The sequence below is a fragment of the Olsenella sp. Marseille-P4559 genome (assembly GCF_900605015.1).
GTDB lineage: Bacteria > Actinomycetota > Coriobacteriia > Coriobacteriales > Atopobiaceae > Tractidigestivibacter.
The window spans coordinates 1033082-1052524 of sequence record NZ_LR027574.1 but is presented as its reverse complement, the minus strand read 5'-3'; the positions used below and the strand labels follow the sequence as shown (position 1 = coordinate 1052524).

16 protein-coding genes are annotated in these 19443 nt (G+C 59.7%); 15 read left to right on the top strand and 1 reads right to left on the bottom strand.

Annotation, left to right across the window (positions count from 1 at the left end):
* Positions 1-85: 85 nt before the first annotated feature.
* Positions 86-1828, bottom strand: a complete 1743-nt coding sequence (locus E0E00_RS10935; protein WP_165443670.1) for an IS1634 family transposase — start codon at positions 1826-1828, stop codon at positions 86-88.
* Between the two features lie 560 nt (positions 1829-2388).
* Here E0E00_RS10935 and rpsA point away from each other — a divergent pair.
* From rpsA to E0E00_RS10860, 15 genes are all read left to right on the top strand, one after another.
* Positions 2389-3615, top strand: a complete 1227-nt coding sequence (rpsA, locus tag E0E00_RS10930) for a 30S ribosomal protein S1 (RefSeq protein ID WP_130812526.1) — start codon at positions 2389-2391, stop codon at positions 3613-3615.
* Between the two features lie 831 nt (positions 3616-4446).
* Complete coding sequence (locus E0E00_RS10925; RefSeq protein ID WP_130812525.1) at positions 4447-4875, top strand: DNA starvation/stationary phase protection protein; 429 nt, start codon at positions 4447-4449, stop codon at positions 4873-4875.
* Positions 4876-5139: 264 nt separating this feature from the next.
* Positions 5140-6135, top strand: a complete 996-nt coding sequence (locus E0E00_RS10920; RefSeq protein ID WP_130812524.1) for a glutamate ABC transporter substrate-binding protein — start codon at positions 5140-5142, stop codon at positions 6133-6135.
* A 78-nt stretch (positions 6136-6213) separates the two neighbouring features.
* Positions 6214-6873, top strand: coding sequence for an amino acid ABC transporter permease (locus tag E0E00_RS10915; protein WP_130812523.1), 660 nt, complete (start codon positions 6214-6216; stop codon positions 6871-6873).
* Positions 6870-7718 carry an amino acid ABC transporter permease gene (locus E0E00_RS10910; RefSeq protein ID WP_130812522.1) on the top strand — a complete coding sequence of 283 codons (849 nt, stop codon included), beginning with the start codon at positions 6870-6872 and terminating at the stop codon, positions 7716-7718. Before E0E00_RS10915 ends, E0E00_RS10910 begins: the two co-directional genes overlap by 4 nt.
* Positions 7719-7775: 57 nt before the next feature.
* Complete coding sequence (locus E0E00_RS10905) at positions 7776-8510, top strand: amino acid ABC transporter ATP-binding protein (protein WP_130812680.1); 735 nt, start codon at positions 7776-7778, stop codon at positions 8508-8510.
* Between the two features lie 191 nt (positions 8511-8701).
* Positions 8702-9112 (top strand): zinc ribbon domain-containing protein, encoded by a 411-nt coding sequence (locus E0E00_RS10900; protein WP_130812521.1) that lies wholly within the window; start codon positions 8702-8704, stop codon positions 9110-9112.
* Between the two features lie 51 nt (positions 9113-9163).
* Complete coding sequence (coaE, locus tag E0E00_RS10895) at positions 9164-9817, top strand: dephospho-CoA kinase (RefSeq protein WP_130812520.1); 654 nt, start codon at positions 9164-9166, stop codon at positions 9815-9817.
* A complete protein-coding gene (locus E0E00_RS10890) occupies positions 9814-10461 on the top strand; it encodes a lytic transglycosylase domain-containing protein (RefSeq protein ID WP_130812519.1) in 648 nt (215 codons plus the stop codon). The genes coaE and E0E00_RS10890 overlap by 4 nt, the downstream gene beginning before the upstream one ends.
* 134 nt (positions 10462-10595) lie before the next feature.
* Positions 10596-12815, top strand: coding sequence for an excinuclease ABC subunit UvrB (gene uvrB / locus E0E00_RS10885; RefSeq protein WP_371683395.1), 2220 nt, complete (start codon positions 10596-10598; stop codon positions 12813-12815).
* 850 nt (positions 12816-13665) lie between these two features.
* Positions 13666-14394 carry a GntR family transcriptional regulator gene (locus E0E00_RS10880; RefSeq protein WP_130812517.1) on the top strand — a complete coding sequence of 243 codons (729 nt, stop codon included), beginning with the start codon at positions 13666-13668 and terminating at the stop codon, positions 14392-14394.
* 198 nt (positions 14395-14592) lie between these two features.
* Complete coding sequence (locus tag E0E00_RS10875; protein WP_130812516.1) at positions 14593-16053, top strand: YfcC family protein; 1461 nt, start codon at positions 14593-14595, stop codon at positions 16051-16053.
* Positions 16054-16119: 66 nt separating this feature from the next.
* Positions 16120-17676 carry an amidohydrolase gene (locus E0E00_RS10870; protein ID WP_130812515.1) on the top strand — a complete coding sequence of 519 codons (1557 nt, stop codon included), beginning with the start codon at positions 16120-16122 and terminating at the stop codon, positions 17674-17676.
* A gap of 5 nt (positions 17677-17681) precedes the next feature.
* Positions 17682-18530: a sugar phosphate isomerase/epimerase gene (locus E0E00_RS10865; RefSeq protein ID WP_130812514.1), complete on the top strand. Its 849-nt coding sequence runs from the start codon at positions 17682-17684 to the stop codon at positions 18528-18530.
* Entirely contained in the window at positions 18527-19375 is an 849-nt protein-coding gene (locus E0E00_RS10860) for a sugar phosphate isomerase/epimerase (protein ID WP_130812513.1), read from the top strand. The genes E0E00_RS10865 and E0E00_RS10860 overlap by 4 nt, the downstream gene beginning before the upstream one ends.
* Positions 19376-19443: the final 68 nt, after the last annotated feature.

The following is a 19443-nucleotide window of genomic DNA, read 5'->3' as shown; positions in this document are numbered from 1 at the left end:
TCCTGACTTTTGCAGTTGAAGAGGCCGTTTTACCTGTGCTTACCGGGAAAACGGCCTCTTTTTCACTTGTATATTTTCTGTAGTGTTACAGGGCCTTCCAGCGCACCTCGCGCCCCTTCTTGAAAAGCCCCCTGATGTCGCCGGTGCGCATGAACTTCCTGGGGGCCTCTTCGCCGATCAGCGCGAATAGCCCGTCCGTGAGGTCGGTGCGGTGGTCGAAGAGCCACCACTCCGCGTCGACCGAGCTGCACTCCAGCGCCCTCATGTCCTCCAGTATCGCGCCCGCTGAGTAGCGGTTGCCCAGCGCGTGCTCGATCAGCCGCTCTATGACCAGTGCCAGGTAGCAGGTGAGGAAGTGGGCCTGGATGTGCTCCGGCGTCCAGACGTACACCGGCCTTGCCCCCAGGTGCGACTTCGTGACCTTGAAGGCCTCCTCGATCCTCCACAGCTCGCGGTAGGTGTCGACCACCCTCGCCGGCTCCCAGCCGGTCTCCGAGGTGACTATGCAGCAGTGGCCGTCGCAGGCGGCGTCGGCCTCGATGGCGGCGTAGTCGAGCTCCGGGGCCTTGGCGCACTCGACGACCTCGCCGGTGGCGGCGTCGAACCCCACGTTGCGCACGTACTTGGCGGCGCCCAGGTGCGTGGCGCGGGTGCACCTCCCCGGGTTGGCGACGAGCTGGCGCGACTTCTCCAGCACCCTCTCCCTCTCGTGACGGGCGCGCTCGGCGTACTTTCGCGACCAGAAGGCCACGACCTGCACGTCCACCTCGACGGAGTGCCCGCGCCCGTCGGCGGAGTCCTCCCTGGGGACCCTTATGGTCTTGGTGTCCTGCCGGGACTTCATCTTGAAGGTGCCGTTTGCGCTGGGGGAGTAGCCCCTGTCCGATATGACCCACTCGCGAAGCTCCCTGCGGCCCTTGGTGCCGCGTATGGACTGGCTGAACACGAAGCCGTCGCCGCGCGCCACGGTGGCGATTACGTTCTTCGAGCAGTTCATGCCCTTGTCGGCCACGGTGACCACCCGGCCCATGCCCGCCGCCCTCCTGGCCTCGGGCAGCGCGTCGACCAGGGTGTCGCCGTCGTGCACGTTGCCGGGGAATATGCGGAAGTCCACCGGCACGCCGTTGGCGTCCTGCATGAGCCCCATCTGCACGATGGGGTTGGGGCGGCGCTCCTTGGAGACGCCCTTGCGGCGCGGCTCGTCGCCGTCGCTCTCGAAGTAGTAGTTCGTGCAGTCGTAGTAGCCGCAGCTCAAGTCGCGTATGCCCGCGGCGGCGATGGACGAGTTCGCCTTCGACACTATGGCGCCCGACATCCTGGCGATCTCCGTGAGCCCGCGGTAGACGTCGGACTCGGACAGGGCGCCTCGGTAGAAAAGGCCGCCCGAGCTCTCCCACGCCGCCCTCTTGGAGCCCGGCGCCAGCAGCCTCTCCATCACCAGCAGCCTCAGCAGCGCGTTCACGTCGAAGCCCGTCCTCCTGCCCCGCATGTTGGACCTGACGGCGGCCTCTACCCCGAGGGCGCCGTAGTACGCCATCGGCACGGCGTCGCCCGCCGCCATGCGGTTGGTCCTGCGCTTGTCCACCCTCTGCAGGGGGTGGACGGTGATCGTCTGCGGCCCCTCCGCCGCCAGCCTCTCGGCGTCCATCGCCGCCACGACCTCGGCGAAGTGCGCGACCGGGTCGTCGAACTCCGCCTCGAGCGCGTCGACGTAGCCGAAGGTCTCCACGGTGCGCTGCCTCACGCGCCCGGTCTCGGGGTCGCGGTAGCCCTGCACGGCGGACAGGCTCACCCTGCCGCTCCTGCTCGGCGTCTTCTTCAGGTACATGCGGAAACCGCCTCTCACCTGCGGGAACATGTGCTTCGCATTATACACCGCGTAACACAACGTAACAAGATAAATACTTAAAATTTGACATAAAAAATGCCCATCTAGCTGGGCAAGGGGTGGGAGGTCAGACTAGGGCAACTGCAAAACTACGGAGAACTGGTCTGCGGGCAAGGCCATGCTGCTCATGCTCGCAATCTCCGTCGTGGGCTACTTCACCACGATTCTCACGGTCTAGTTGCGGGGGCCTTCCTAGTCATTGGGCTTGCATGGGGCGCACCTGCCATCCGGCATGGTGCGCCCCATGCAGACGCAGGGGAGGACCCCGCCCGCCGCCTTCCTTGCCACGCAGGCCGAACGTCTTGCCCACATTTAGAAAAAATGGCATCTGATGCTTGAAATTGCGCCTGCGAACAGGCTAATCTATCCAATGCATGCGCATCCGCCATGCAGCGTATCTGTCGGCCCCCGAGAGCATGCAAGTTCGCCCAAGCGTTCGTGCGCGAGCGCAGAAGCGCAGACCATGACGACCGGGGCCCCGTTTCGAGAGGGGTCCACCTTTGAGTGAGATTCAGAACTCATCCGTCTTCGCGCTGGATGATATTTCCGACGAGGAGATGAACAACCTCATCGACGGTACCGTCACCGATTTCGACGAGGGCGATCTTGTTACCGGCACCGTCGTCAAGATCGAGCGCGACGAGGTTCTGCTTGACATCGGCTACAAGTCCGAGGGCGTCATCCCTGCGCGCGAGCTTTCCATCCGTAAGGATGTCAATCCTGCCGAGGTCGTCTCTCTGGGCGACCAGATTGAGGCCCTCGTCCTTCAGAAGGAGGACAAGGAGGGCCGTCTCGTCCTCTCCAAGAAGCGTGCCGAGTACGAGCGCGCCTGGAACCGCGTGGAGGAGAAGTTCAACTCCGGCGAGACCGTGGAGGGCGAGGTCATCGAGGTCGTCAAGGGTGGTCTCATCCTCGACATTGGCCTTCGTGGCTTCCTCCCTGCCTCCCTCGTCGACCTTCGTCGCGTGAAGGACCTCAATGCCTACCTTGGCACCCGCATCGAGGCCCGCGTCATCGAGATGGATCGCAACCGCAATAACGTCGTCCTCTCTCGTCGCATTGTTCTCGAGGAGGCCCGCAAGGCCGAGCGGCAGGAGATCCTCTCCAAGCTCAAGCCCGGCATGCGCCTCAAGGGCACCGTGTCCTCGATCGTGGACTTCGGCGCCTTCGTGGACCTCGGCGGCATCGACGGCCTGGTTCACATCTCCGAGCTCTCCTGGAACCACGTCAACCACCCCTCCGAGGTCGTCAAGGTTGGCCAGGAGGTCGAGGTCCAGGTGCTCGACGTCGATCTTAATCGCGAGCGCATCTCCCTCGGTCTCAAGCAGACCACTGAGGATCCTTGGCGTACGCTCGTCAAGAAGTATCCCGTGGGTGCTATCGTCGAGGGCAAGGTCACAAAGCTCGTCACCTTTGGTGCCTTCGTCGACCTTGGCGAGGGTGTCGAAGGTCTCGTCCACATCTCCGAGATGGCCAAGAGCCACGTGGACGCTCCCTCGCAGGTCTGCCAGGTTGGCGACACCGTCCAGGTGAAGGTCATGGAGATCGACCTCGACCGTCGTCGCATCTCCCTGTCAATGAAGGCTGCCGCCGAGACCCTTGGTACCGAGGTCGAGGTCAAGCCTCTGCCCGAGAGCGACAAGCCTGCCGAGAAGGCCGAGGTTGCCGAGGCTGAGACTGAGCCTAAGCCCAAGCCTGAGCCCGAGTCCGAACCTGCGGCAGAGTAGCGCTAGGGTTTACCGGCTGCACATCGAGCTAGCTGCATGGGAGGGAAGCCGCCTTCGGGCGGCTCCCTTTTTTTGGCGTCCGCATGGGGGCATGTGTGGTTGGGCGCTGTAGTTTCCGCCGTATTTGTGGCACGAGCAGGATAGAACCGGACTGGCATTGGCCCGTGTGCTCGCCGTGCGATTGTCATCTGGTTACCAACGGGCGTGGCCTCCTGCACAAAAGTGCCGTAGCGCTGGAAAATTGGGATGCTCATGCACAAAACCGGCCTATCGCGGGACCTTTTTGTGGTCATAGTATCAATTATTGAACTATTATTACATAGTTTTGCATAATTTACACAGAAAATGTGTAAATGTGCATACTGTGATTACATCTTTGATATTCACGCAAAACAATTCCCCTCGATAGGCCAGTTTTGTGCATGGGAACGAGAATTTCCCTTCGATAAAGCGTTTTTATGCACAGCGGGGAGGCGCGGAGGGCAGTGAGGGACCCGCGCTGCATGCTTGGCCCCCTCGGTGCAAAATCGTCGCTCGTGGTCTGCCTTTTCGAACCCTGACACCAATCGGGGGATGACATATCACGGGCGAACGATTTGCGAGGCGGATAGAGAAACAGGGTACGAGCGAATGCTCTGCATACCCCTGACGGTCTCAGAAGAGACCCGCTTGGCTTGGGCCAGGGCATCCCCTCGGTGCCACAGATGTGTGCAAAATGTGTAGAACACTAATAATAATATTAATTACCATTAATAGAAGACCTCTCCTGTGGGATAGTGATTACAGTAAGTAAGAATAAGTACTAATAAAGACATTACACAGGAGAAGATTATGGAAACCAAGCTCAACCACCTTCTTGCCAACATTACCGTCGAGTATCACAAGTTGCAGAACCTTCACTGGTACATTGCTGGAAGCGACTTCTTCCAGGTTCACGCCAAGCTTGAGGAGCTCTACGATTCCCTGCTCCCCATCATTGACGATGTTGCCGAGACCATCCTTCAACTGGGAGGCAAGCCCATCGCAAGCATGAGCGAAGTCCTCTCCATGGCAAGCATCAAGGAACGCAACGATGCACCTGTGCGTAGCACAGAGGTCTTCCAGATTGTCCTTGCAGACTTCTCGGCGCTTCTCGACGAGGTCACTACAATCAAGGTTGCCGCAGACAACGAGAGCAACCACCTGGTGAGCGCCCTCATGGACGATTACATCGCGAGCCTCTCCAAGGCGATCTGGATGATTCGCCAGTATCGCGCCTAAGCGTCATACGCAGTGCCACAACCCCGCAGGGTCGAGTTTCTCGGCCCTGCTTTTGTATCTCTGGTGATTCAGCGTCAGGCTTTGGGTATAGAGAAAAAGGTCAGGCACCTGATATCTGATTTCCAAATGGTTAGCTATCGGAATTCCCTGCGCGTAAGTAGTAATTCCGATTGTTACACTAGGAAAAGAGTGACATCCTGCTGAGCTGCCCTGGGGAGGGGTAGAGGGGGATTGTCGCATCACCAAAAGAGAGGGGAGACTCCAATGAAGTCACTCAAGAGCACTTCCGTGAGCCGTCGCCAGGCAATCCGCCTTGGCCTTGGCAGCGCTGCCGCTGCAGGTGTTGTTGCGCTTGCCGGCTGCACCGACACCAGCTCCAATACTACCAGCACGTCTTCCTCATCTTCGTCGAGCACGGACTCCGCTGCCTCGACCCAGATTGACAAAGAAGCCTTCGACAGCCTGCTCGCTGCCGGTGACGTTGCCGATGACGCAGCGGTCTCCTCGAGCGCTTGGGCCAAGAAGGTTAAGGACGCCGGAACGTTCCGTCTGGGTGGCGTTCAGACCTCCACGCTCTTTGCTTCACTTGACGAGACAGACAACAAGCTCCGTGGCTTCGATGCTGGCCTTGCGCAGCTGCTCGTCCGCTACATCCTAGGCGACGAGTCCAAGTACGACTTTACCAAGGTGACGTCTGACACGCGGGAGTCTGTCCTTCAGAATGACCAGGTCGACGCCGTCTTCGCTACCTACTCCATCACCGACAAGCGCAAGGAGGTCATCTCCTTCGCTGGTCCGTACTATTCCACGCGACAGGGCATCCTTGTAACCGCTGACAACACCGACATCAACTCTGTCGATGACCTTGCGGGCAAAACCGTGGCCGCGCAGTCCGGCTCCACTGGCCCGAGCATCCTTGCCGAGTACGCACCTACCGCGACAGTCCAGGAGTTCAGCACCGACGAGGAGGCCCGCACGGCCCTTGAGCAGGGTCGCGTTGACGCCTACGTCATCGATGCAACCATGCAGATGAGCTCCATCGTCAAGAACCCTGGCAAGTACCGTCTCGTCGGCGATTCCTTTGGTCCTGAGGACCCCTACGGCATTGGTCTGCCGCTCGACTCCGATGGGGTCGCCTTCGTAAACACCTGGCTCAAGAAGATCGAAGATGAGGGCACCTGGGCTAAACTCTGGAAGATTTGCATCGGTGACCGCACGGGCATCGATGCCGTTCCCGAGCCGCCTGCGATTGGTGCCTAACGCCAGGCAACATCTGGTCTGGGCCCTCTGCGTCGCATGGCGCAGGGGGCCTTGGCTGGTATTTGGAGAGGGGGAGCCTTGAGCATCTCGGAGTTGCTGTCTGAGTATGGGGACATGTATGTCCAAGCGCTTCTCGGCACATGGTGGATGTCGCTTGTATCGTTTGTCTTCGCCATGCTACTGGCGCTCATAGTGACCGTGTTTCGCGTATGCCCCATCAAGCCTCTGCGCGTCGTTGGCGACCTCTACGTGCAGGTATTTCGCAACATCCCTGGCGTCTCGCTCCTCATCATCCTGGTGTATGCCCTGCCGTACCTGAAGATCGTGATGAACTACCGGCTCTGCGTGATTGTGACGGTGATTCTGGTTGCCTCGGCCTTTGGGTCGGAGAACTTCATGAGTGGTATCAACACCATTGGCGTGGGGCAGATCGAGGCCGCGCGCTCGCTTGGCATGGGGTTTGGCAAGATGCTGCGCCTTGTGGTAATTCCGCAGGCTCTACGCTCGGCCGTGCTTCCCATGACCAACCTCGCCGTTGCCGTACTGCTCACCACCGCCCTCGGCTCCCAGGTCCCGCTGTCACCGCCCGAGCTCACAGGCCTCGTCTCCTACATCAACACCCGTACCGTCGGCGGCATTCTCCCCTTTGTGATCTCGGCAGTGCTCTACGCGGGTACGGCATTCGTGATCGGCGTGATTGGCAACGCCATTGACAAGAAGGTGAGGATCGCCCGATGAGCGCAACCAAGTCGACTTCAATGCGTGATGCGCTGTACGAGCCCCCCGGTCCTCGCATGCGCGGACGAATCTGGCTCTGGACGGCCATCTCGCTGGTGCTTGTCGTTGTAGGCGTTGGCCTTATCATCCGGCGCTTCTACGTTACCGGACAGCTTGCCCCACGCTATTGGGAGCTCTTTGCACGACCCACCACGTGGGTATTCTTGGGCAGCGGGTTTCTCGGCACCATTGAGGTCTCTCTCACGGCAGGTCTCATTGCCATCGTGCTGGGCTTCCTTCTCATGCTGGGACGCATGAGCTCCTCTCGCGTGCTTTCGGGCATCTGCCGCGTAATCATCAACTTCTTCCGCGGCGTGCCGAGCCTCCTTCTCATCTACTTCTTCTTCCTGGTGGTTCCCACCTATGGCGTGAAGATGAGTTCGTTCTGGATGATTACGCTGCCGGTGGGCCTCGCTGCCTCCGGAGTGCTTGCTGAGGTTTTCCGCGGGGGCATGAACGCCGTTCCCAAGGGGCAGTCCGAGGCTGCGTACTCGCTGGGCATGCGCAAGATGAAGGTCACGATGAAGATCGTGTTCCCGCAGGCCGTACGCTACGTGATTCCTTCGCTTATCTCGCAGCTTGTGGTCGTTGTGAAGGACACGACGGTTGCCTATGTGGTGAGCTTCCCCGACATGCTACAGAACGCACGCGTACTCATCACCAACTACGATGCGCTCGTTTCGGTGTACTTTGTGGTGGCGATTCTCTACATCCTTGTGAACTACGCCATCAACCACCTTGCAGTCTCGATGGCGCGCCGCTCCGGCACGAACATCATTTCTCGTACGAACGAGAATCCCGTCTAGCCAAAGGAGGCTACGTTGACACAGACGCAAACCGGCGAAGCGACCGCTGCGGAGAGCATGCCCGTCATCGAGCTCCGTCACGTGGACAAGCACTTTGGCAGCCTTCACGTGCTCAAGGACATCAACCTCAAGGTGGGGAAGGGAGAGGTCGTCGTTGTCATTGGCCCTTCTGGGTCCGGTAAGTCCACGCTGTGTCGAACCATCAACCGGCTTGAAACCATCGATTCCGGCGAGATCTTCATTGGGGGAAAGCCGCTTCCGCAGGAGGGCAGCGAGCTTGCCGCCACGCGTGCCGAGATTGGCATGGTCTTTCAGTCCTTCAATCTCTTTGCCCACCGGACAATCATCGACAATGTGACCATGGGTCCTGTCGAGGTGCTGGGCGCGTCGCGCGACAAGGCGCGTGCCGAGGGCATGGAGCTCCTGCGTCGTGTGGGCGTGGCTGAGCAGGCCGATAAGATGCCGGCCCAGCTCTCGGGTGGCCAGCAACAGCGTGTGGCTATTGCGAGGTCGTTGGCGATGCACCCCAAGGCCATGCTCTTCGACGAACCCACGTCCGCGCTTGATCCCGAGATGATCAACGAGGTCCTGGACGTTATGGTGGAGCTCGCCCGCGGCGGTATGACCATGGTGGTCGTTACGCACGAGATGGGATTTGCGCGCCGCGTGAGCGACCGTGTGGTCTTCATGGCCGACGGTGCCATTGTCGAGGAGGGCAAGCCTGACGAGTTCTTCGAGCATCCCACCTCCGAGCGCGTACGGGAATTCCTGGACTCGATTAAGGGGCATTAGGGAGGCGGGTGAGGCGTGGATTCTCGCCGGTTAACCGTCCCCAAACGTTCGAGAAACTTCTAAACGTCGAGAAACCGCGGAGAAGAGGTCGCTGCCCGCAACTCCGTCGTCGTTTGGGTAGACATGAACGCATCAGCACACTGCTCGCAGGCCAAAATCGCCAGGACAGCGGCATAGATGATGGGGGAGACATGACACAGGGTGACTTCAACCGCAAGGCGCAGGAGTTCATGAGCGGTCGCCGCGGACCGGACGACCTTGCCAGTCTCTCTGTCTGGGTAGCGGTCGTTCTCGTCATCATCGATTTTTTCGTTCACACTGGCTGGCTCAGCTGGATTTCCATGGCACTCGTGATTTATGCGGTCTGGCGCATGTGCTCCAAGAACGTCTATGCCCGCATAAGCGAGAACGATGCGTTCCTCAAGGCCCTTGGCCCCATGAGGCCATGGCTGCAGAGTCCCCGTCGCGCGGCGCAGGAGGCACGCACCTACAAGCATGTGAAGTGCTCCTCGTGCGGACAGAAAGTCCGCGTGCCACGAGGGAAGGGCAGGCTTCGCGTGACATGTCCTAAGTGCCATGAGAAGTTCGAGGTTAAGTCGTAGCCGGTGCGCCACCACCCGCGACCGCGGCATAACCACAGCAGGAGGCGACTCGTGTATAAGGTGTTTCTCGCCGGAGGCATTGCCTCGGGCAAATCGACTGTAGCCCGGATTCTGGAGGGCCTTGGGGCTGCTCGCATAGACCTCGACCAGATTTCCCGCAGCGTCCTCTCGCCGAGAAGCGCCTGCTCCGATGCTGTCTGCCAGGCCTTTGGAGCAGACCTGGCCGACCCCACGACAGGCGAGTTGAACCGCACGCTGCTCGCACGCAGGGCCTTTTCCACGTCCGAGGGGGGAGCGCGGCTGGAGGCCATAGAGCTGCCGCATATCTCGAGGGCCCTTGCAGACGCGCTGGACGAGGAGGACCGTGCAGGCAAGGCCACCGTTTGCGTGGTGGAAGTTCCGCTGCTCGATCGCGTGGAGGCCATGCTCTCCCAGGTAGACGAGGTGCTCTGCGTTGTGGCCCCACTCGACGTGCGCCGTGTGCGCGCTCAGGGACGCGGCATGGATCCCGCGGACTTCGACCGTCGCGTGGCCTTGCAGCCCCCTGACGAGTACCTGCGTTCCCATGCAGACATGGTGTTTGACAACGCCAATGACGAGAAGGACCTGGTAGCCCAGGTTCACGCCTGGTGGGATGCACGTGACCGGGCTGGCTGGAAACGTCTTGCTAAACGTAAGGCCCCCGCGGTGGGAGCAAGCCGATGAGCGCACGTTCCTCTCGCACAAAGGGATACAAGCCCCACAAGCGACGCAGTCGTGCGCGGGGGCACCGATTCTGGTGCTGGTATCGCGTGGTTCCGCTTGCGCTTGTGTGCGTGGTGATCATCGCGTGCGCCATCCTTGCGGCAACGCCCACCTCGCTGGCCCGCCGAACCCTCTATCCCGTGAGCCATGCGCAGGACATCCAGGTGTCTTCGGAACGCCACGGCGTCGACCCCCTGCTGATTGCCGCCATCATAAAGTGCGAGTCCGGCTGGGACGAGAATGCCTATTCCTCGGCCGGTGCGGTCGGTCTCATGCAGGTGATGCCGCAGACCTCTTCGGAGCTTGCGCGCATGGGGCTGGTCGATTCGAGCGCATATGATCCGTCCAACCTCACCGACCCGGCAACAAACATCGAATACGGTACTGCCTACCTGGCATTTCTCGAAGGCAACCTCTCTTCGACGGATGAGGTGATTGCCGCATACAACGCGGGGATGGGAAAGGTCGAGGAATGGCTTGCACAGCCGGGCGAGCTTGCCGACAACATCACCTATACGGAGACGCGCGAGTACCTGCGGCGCGTGAACGATGCATACCAAGGCTACAAAGAGAGCTATCCCACGGGTCTGGTCGTTGACCAGTAGGCTGGCCAGAGCAGCAAATGCGGTAGCCTAGCGGGCGACAGAAGGGACCGGCCAAGAAACACGGGCGTGTCCTAGAAATAGAACATGCGTTCTGTTATACTCTGGCTTCAGGGGAAAGGAGGAGGTCTATGGCGGTGCCTTTGAATACAGGGGAGCGCTTCGGCGGAGAACTCAAGCGCTTTGGCGTTGAGCGTGCTGGTACGCCGTTCAGGGTCGTCTCGCCCTTTGAGCCTGCGGGAGACCAACCACAGGCTATAGAGAAGCTTGCGCATGGCGTGGAGGAGCGCCTGCGCTACCAAACCCTCATGGGTGTCACCGGCTCTGGCAAGACGTTCACCATGGCAAAGACCATAGAGGCCGTGCAGCGCCCCACGCTCATCATGGAGCCAAACAAGACGCTTGCAGCACAGGTGGCAAGCGAGATGCGCGAGCTTTTTCCCGACAATGCCGTAGTCTACTTCGTGAGCTACTACGACTACTATCAGCCAGAGGCCTACGTTCCCCAGAGTGACACATACATCGAGAAGGACGCCTCAATCAACGAGGAGGTCGAGAAGCTGCGCCATCAGGCAACATCGAGCCTGCTTTCGCGGCGTGACGTGATTGTGGTGGCGTCCGTCTCGTGCATCTACGGCATCGGTAGCCCCCAGGACTACGCCGGCCTTGCGCCCAACGTGGACAAGGGGGTCCCCCTCGAGCGGGATGATCTCATAAAGGACCTCATCGATATCCAGTACGACCGGAACGACTATGACCTCCAGCGCGGTACCTTCCGCGTTCGTGGGGATACCGTGGACGTTTTCCCACCCTACGCCGAGAATCCCTTGCGCATCGCGTTCTTTGGTGACGAGGTCGAGCAGATTGCCGAGGTGGACAACATGACAGGGGAGGTCATACGCGAGTATGACGCCATACCCATCTGGCCCGCCTCGCACTACGTTACCGAGCGCCCCAAGATCACTCATGCCCTGAAGACCATCTCGGAGGAGCTCGAGCGGCGCGTGGTCGAGCTCAAGGCCAACAACATGCTGCTCGAGGCAGAGAGGCTCTCTCAGCGCACTGCCTATGACCTCGAGATGCTCGAGAACATGGGCTACTGCAACGGCATCGAGAACTACTCGCGACACCTGGACGGGCGCGCACCCGGCGAGCCGCCCTATACGCTCATCGACTACTTCCCTAAGGACATGCTCTGCATCATCGATGAGAGCCACGTAACGGTCCCGCAGATTCGCGGCATGCACGAGGGCGACCGTTCTCGCAAGGTGACTCTGGTAGAGCATGGCTTCCGCCTGCCTTCGGCACTTGATAACAGACCATTGCGCTTTGACGAGTTTGAGTCCCGCATTCCCCAGTTCATCTATGTCTCGGCCACGCCGGGAGACTACGAGGAGTCGGTGACGCAGCAGGAGGTCGAGCAGATAATTCGCCCCACAGGCCTTCTCGACCCCAAGATTGAGGTACGGCCGGTGCACGGTCAGATAGATGACCTCATATCCGAGATCCGAGAGCGCGTGAGCAAGCGCGAGCGTGTGCTGGTGACCACGCTCACCAAGCGCATGGCAGAGGACCTCACAGACCACCTTCTGGACGAGGGGTTCCGTGTCAACTACATGCACTCGGACACCGCTACGCTCGACCGCGTGGATATCATTCGTGACCTGCGAGAAGGCAAGATTGACGTACTTGTGGGCATCAACCTCCTGCGCGAGGGTCTCGATATCCCCGAGGTCTCGCTCGTTGCCATTTTGGATGCGGACAAGGAGGGCTTCCTCAGGAACAGGCGCTCGCTCATCCAGACCATGGGTCGTGCGGCTCGTAACGTCTCGGGTGAGGTCATCATGTATGCCGACGAGGTCACGGACTCCATGCGTGAGGCCATCGACGAGACCCGTCGTCGCCGTGCGCTCCAGGAGAAGTTCAACGAGGAGCACCACATCGAGCCAAAGACGGTGCGCAAGGCAATAAACGACATCTCGGGCTTTCTCGCCGAGGCACAGGCCAACGTGGGCAAGCGCCAACGCAAGGATGGCGCGTTCTATACGGCATCGGGGGAGGGGGCGTCCGAGCAGGGCGCGCCTGCGGAGCTGTCAACGGCCGAAGCGGTTGCCGCCGAGCTCTCGAAGCTCCCGCGCGAAGAGGCCGTGCGCGTCATCGCGTCGCTCGAGGAGGAGATGGCCAGCGCGTCGGCGAACATGGACTACGAACAGGCCGCGCGCATTCGCGACCAGCTCGTCGAACTCAAGAGCCAGTTTGAGGGGACGAGCGAGGAGGAAGTCATGAAGCGGCTCAAGGCTGGTGCGAGAAAGGGAAGCACGCATGCCACGAGGCGCAAGTACCGCGGGAAGCACTAGGGTCGGCAGGCGGCCCCGATGGCCGTGTCCCTTGCTAGGCGCACCTCATTTCTCTCTCCTACGATGCTCCGCCAGCGTATCCACGAAGAGTCCGGTGCCCGGTGCGCTCGATTGAAGAACATCGCGCAGAGCTCGGCTGTCCCTCTCCTCTGCACTCTCGGTGCGTATCCATTCCGGCAGGGGCATTCCGTCGCCCGCGTGTATCCGGCACCACATGGTTTGGCCTGCGGTTCTTGCCAGGCACACGAGTGCCCAAGCTGCAATCGCCGCGCCACCCAGCCCCAGTCCGGAGATTCCATGCGTGAACAGCGGGATCCAGCAGACCTGCAATGCCACGTAGACCAGGACGCCAAAGCCGCGACTGTCGAGCTCTTGCGCAGCGCAATCGGGGCAGAGAGCCATTGTGCAGGGCTGCCATTCGATGCTGGATGCGTCATCTGCGGATGTCTCCTGCCTGCCGAGATAGACAGTGGCAACATGATTGGTATGCTGCCCACAGACGATGCAATCCTTTTCGTCCAGCGGCTTCTTGACGGAAGCGTCTGCATATACCTCCTTGGTTCGTCCTCGCTTGTTTCGCAGGTTCGATAGCTTCACCGGACTGGCCTCCACTCGTAGAATGACATGCGACGCTGTCGGCATCTTTATTCGGATACAATAGAACATTATATTACGTTATATTGTAGCAGTATCAACTGACTGTGAGCGAGGCACGGATTACGGCAGTGTAGGTAGGAGGTTCGGCGTCAGTTGCGGATTGCGTGATAGGCAATCCCGTTCGACGCCCATCTATAATGCAAGTGCAGATATTTCGTTGCGCAGGCGCGCAAGCAGGCTGAAGGATGAGTACATGAAAATCGAGGAGGGGTCTCTTACCCCGCTTTACCAGCAAGTAATGGAGGACATACGCGACAAGGTTGACAGTGGAAAGTTTTCTGCGGGCGATATGATTCCCTCGGAGTCGGAACTCTCCGAGATGTACTCCGTCAGCAGGATTACCATCAGGCGCGCGGTGTCCGAGCTCGTGGACGACGGTTACCTCATAAAGCGCCAGGGCAAGGGTACCTTTGTGTGCCAGCGTAAGTTGACCAGGAAAATCTTTCAGAAGAGCGAGGTCCAGAGCTTTACCGATACCTGTGCCGAGGACGGTCGTGTGGCGGGCGCAAAGGTCCTGGGCATCGAGATCGTAAAGGCCCACGAGAGCGAGGCATCGTTTCTTGGCTTGAGGGAAGGTGCTGAGCTCGTTCACGTGAGACGACTTCGCACTGCCGATGGCGTGCCCATCATGTTAGAGAATAACTACTTCCCACTCGAGGGATTCGAGTTCCTGCTCGACGCTGACCTGTCCAATACGTCGATCTTCGATTACGTCGAGGCGAAGAGCGGCCGGAGACCCCGTGGGGACGACCTCTGCACGCTCGAGGTTGTTCGGGCAAGCCCCGACAAGGCGTCTGAGCTGAACGTGGCCGTGGGAGAGCCGCTCTTCTACGAGAAGATCAACTTTACGGACCAGGACGGTAAACCGTTCCTAATAGGCAAGCAGTACATCGTGTGCAGCTTATACGTCTTTAACATTTAGGACAAATGGACAATCGCATATAGCGTAACAAGGCGGCTGGACGCAATCCGGCCGCTATTTTCTACCGCTCGCCGCAGGATACGTTTCAGCGGGCGAAACTTCGTGAGTCTCATTTGTAACACGTTATAGGACGTACTATAACCTTATATAACGAGTTGTCAGCACAAGGGTGGCAACAAGGACATTTGGGAGGCTCGTATGGCAGAAGAGGTCGCTTCACCCAAGAAGAAGCATCAGTTCCGCTTGCCGCACGTGTACACGATTGTGTTCCTTCTCATGATTATCTTCGCGGTTCTCACCTGGATAATCCCCTCGGGCTCGTATGAGCGCAAGACGGTGCAGACCGCGGCGGGCGAAAAGGAAGTCGCCGTTGCAGGTACCTACAAGCCTACGAGCAAGGTCTATACAGATAAGGAGACGGGCGAGACGGTCGACCTCCGCTGCAGCGTCATGCAGTTGCTTGAGGCACCGACTCAGGGTATCCAGGCAGCTGCCGACGTCGTGGCCTTCGTCCTTCTCATCGGCGGATCCTTTGCCATCATCACGAAGACAAACGCAATCAACGCAGGCCTCAGCCATGTAATCGGCAAGTTCAAGGACAAGGACATCCTCATAATCCCAGTCGTGATGGTACTGCTCTCCATCTGCGGAACGACGTTCGGCATGTCCGAGGAGGCGCTGCCGTTCTACGCGATCTTCATACCCATCATGATGGCATTGGGCTACGACTCCATGACGGCTTTCCTGATCTGCTTCATGGGTCCCAACATCGGCTACATCGCCTCGACCGTCAACCCGTTCAACGTCCTCATCGCCCAGGGCATCGTTGGCATCAAGGGCAACCCCCAGCTGTGGCTGCGTGCCATCGTCTGGGTCGTGTTCACCATCCTGGCAATCATCTGGGTCATGCGCTATGCGAAGAAGGTCAAGAAGGACCCGCAGGGCTCCATTACCTACAAGGATGATATCGCCAAGCGCGTCGAGTTCTCCGTTCAGGACGATGCCATCCAGCAGCCGTTCTCCGCACGCCAGAAGGGTGTCCTCATCGTGTTTACGGTTGGCATGGGCATCATCATCTGGGGACTTGTCACGCAGGGCTGGTACATGGACGAGATCAGTGCCGTCTTCTTTGGTATGGGCGTCCTCTCAGGCATCGTCGGCGGCCTCGGCGAGCGCGAGATAGCGGAGGAGTTCGTCAAGGGTCTCGCGGACTTTGCGTATGCGGCCATCATCATCGGACTTGCTCGCTCCATCCTCGTCATCGCCGAGAATGGAATGATCATCGACACGATTCTCAACGCCATGGCCACTGCGCTTGCCGGTGTCCCGACGCCCGTCTACACAACGCTCCTCTACATCGTGCTCGGTCTGCTCTCGTTCCTGGTCCCCAGTTCCTCTGGCCTCGCTGCGCTTACGATGCCGATCCTTGGGCCCCTCACCCAACTCATGGGCGTGAACCCCGAGGCGGCGGTCACGGCGCTCTGCCTTGCTAACCAGACCACCAACTCCATCAGCCCCACCGCAGGCATGACAGTTGCTGGCCTCTCGGTCTCCAAGATCAGCTTTGGCCAGTGGTGGAAGACCTGCTGGAAGTTTATCCTGCTCATCGCGGTTCTGGGCATTGTGGTGACGGCAGTCTCCGGTCTTCTTCCTGCGTAGCCTCGCGGTTTGAGTGATGCGGAAGAGGGCAGGGTGAAACGACGCAACGAGGCGAAAGGCAAGGCGATGACGGAAAGACCCGATAGGCTCGTTATCCTCTCGAAGAACGTATTCGATGCGACGGGAGCGGAACCCTTCGACGGCTTCGTGGCAACAAATGGTGACCGAATCGTGGCGTCGGGTGACAGGGCAGGCGCAGATGCCTACTTGTGCGACGCGACCCGCGTAATCGATGCCGGTAATCGTACAGTTATCCCTGGCATGACGGACAACCACACCTTCTTTACTGGCTGGGCACTCCAGCGCTTGGGATGCGTCCTCTCCGACGCCCATGACACACAGTCAGGTATTGCGGCACTTGCGTCATATGCGGAGACTCTTTCGGCGGATTCCCCGATGTTCGGCCACGGTTGGAATGCGGACGAGTTCGGTGACGATGCGGAAGACGCCCTGGACGCTGCGTTCCCCAAGAGGCCGGTGGTTGCCTTCACGTCGGATCGCGACACGTGTTGGATGAACTCGGCGGCTCGCGAGCGATATGGCTTCACACCGGAGGAGTGCTACGCAGAGAAGATATGGCGCATGATGCGCGACTACCTCACGCTGCCCGAGATGCCTGGTCTCTACCGCGATTACATGCGCATGCTCAATGCCCGCGGCGTCACGCAGATAAAGGAGATGTCGTTCGACGACTACTATGGCTTCGTGGACGTCATGGAACGAATGGCTGCGTCCGACGAGCTTACCGTGCGCGTCAGGCTGATGAGCCAGCCCGTAGGCCGCGGCATGGATCTGGATTATGGGTGCAGGATGAGGAAACGCCTGGACGGAGACTTCCTGTCCTTCTCGGGGTTCAACCGCATGACGGACAGGTCCATCGCCTCCGGCATGGCCGAACTCAAGGAGCCGTACCTCTCGGACCCGACGAGTCGCTGCGCCGTTCCCGTGGAGTGGGACCTCATCGAACGCGAGCTCTTTGCGGCTGACGAGGCGGGATTCAGGTTCTCCCTGCACTGTCAGGGCAATGCTGCAGTAGCGCATGTCGTGGACCTCTACGAGAAGTGCCGCCGCGATGACCGTGGCCGTCTCGTGATGCGCCACGCCATCACGGACATGGAGTTCAGCGACCCCGAGGACATCGAGAGGCTCGGTGCGCTGGGCGGAATCTGCGAGGTCTACCCGCAGATACAGTCGCTCGACCGCAAGGGAGACCTCGAGTCGATGGTGATGGTGCAGCTTGGCTCAGAGCGCTACCGCCACTACTGGATGCGCCGCAAGATGTGGGAGTCGGGCTGCGTTGTCGTGGGTGACACGGACCTGCCGCTCATGCTGCCGTCCATTGGGGAGTCAATCTACTGCGGCTGTGGCGGGTATTTCGACGATGGCGGGACCGCCCGTCTCGAGAACATGCTCTCCGTTCCACAGATGCTCACGGTCTGGACCGCCAACGGCGCCTATGACTGCTACTCGGAGGACAGGCTGGGCACGCTTGAGCCAGGCAAGCTCGCGGACGTAGTTGTGCTGCAGGGTGATGTGCTTCACATGGATCCCGCGGATGCGCGTGACGTGAACGCCGCCCTCACCGTGAGCGACGGTTGCGTCGTGTACGACGAGCTGGGGTAGAGGCCATGGCGCACATCAAGCGAAGCCAGCTTTGCGCGCTGGGAATTCACTACATCATGTACCCGCTCGACTATATGCTGGACGGACATGCTGAGGCGGGCTACGAGGCAATCGAGCTGGTAGGAGAGGCACCGCACTTCTACATGGATGAGTCCTGGAACCAGGATCCAGACGAAGTGCGTCGCAAGGTCGAGGCGCGAGGCATGAGGGTTGCACTCTTCACCCCAGAGTGCTCCTGCATGCAGTGGCGTAACAACTATGCAGACGAGGCGGCGCACGAGCGCTCGATGGAGTTTCTCAAACGAGCGATGGACGTGTGCAGGAAGCTCGGCGCGGACATGATGCTCACAAATGCCTGCGGCGGGACGCTGGACGAGGATCACGATGTGGCCTTCGACCGTGCGGTCAGGCACTTCGAGCAAATTGCTTCTTACGCCCGGGAGGCAGGGGTGACGATTGCGCTTGAGTCTGTCCGCCCGGAGGAGTCCAAGGTCTGTAACACGCTGGATGATGTGGCGACACTCGTCGGCGCAGTGAGGAATCCCAACCTTGGTGCCGCGCTCGATACCGTCGCCATGGGCGTTGCGGGCGAGACTCCTCGCCAGTGGTTCGAACGTCTGGGTGAGAAGATCATGCACTGCCATTTTGCGGACGGTCGGCCTTACGGCCATCTCGTCTGGGGCGATGGGCTCTTTCCGCTCGAGCGATACATCGACGTGCTCAACGAGTTTGGATACGAGGGGCTGCTCGGCCAGGAGATAACGGACGGCCGTTACCTTGACAATCCCAAGGAGGCTGATCGCCGTAACTACCAGTCCCTTAGCCGCTTCATTGTGGGGGAGGCAACGGAATGAGTGCGCCGACCATTCGCCGTGACCAGATTGACGGCATGAACATCCACTGGTCCCAATGGTCACTGGACGCCTTCCTTGATTGTCAGGAAAGGCTTGGCTTCACGGGAATCGAGCTCTGGGGTGCCATGCCCCACCTGTGGATTGACTGCCTAGGCTATTACGATGCCAAGGCTATTCGTCACAAGATTGAGTCGCGCGGGCTTACGGCAAACGTCCTCTGTTCCGAGAACGTTATTTCTCCCTACCAGGTGAACCCGCAGGAGGAACTCTATGTATCACGTTGTCATGACTACTTTGCCAACGCAATACGGTGTGCCGCCGAACTGGGCTGCACGTACCTTTCGATCAACTCCGGATGGGGCTATTGGAACGAGAGCCGCGAGGAGGCATGGAAGAGAAGTCGAGACATGCTCCGTTCGCTTGCGGAGGTTGCAGAGCAAGAGGGCATCGTCCTGACGCTCGAGACTCTCAGGCCCCAGGAAAGCCAACTCGTCGTCACCCTTGAGGATGAGAAACGCATGCTTGAGGAAGTCGGACATCCCAACCTTAAGGCGATGGTAGACACGGTTGCCATGAGCGTGTCGGGTGAGACGCTCGAGCAATGGTTTGAGTCGCTGGGCAGCGATATCAGGAACATGCACTTTGTGGACTGCAATCCCTACGGCCATTTCGTTTGGGGCGATGGGAATCGCAACCTAGGGGATTGGGTGACCACACTCGACAAATATGGCTACTCAGGCTTCCTGGGGCAGGAGATCACGGACGAACGGTATCTCATCGATCCCGCGGCGGCAGATTTCAGGAACTTCCACAATCTCGAACGCTACTTCGAAGACGAGCTTTAGGCGTGGCGTGCCGAAGGCGAACAGAGCCTACGCATCATTGCAGGTAAATGGCATAAAACCGTGTGTTA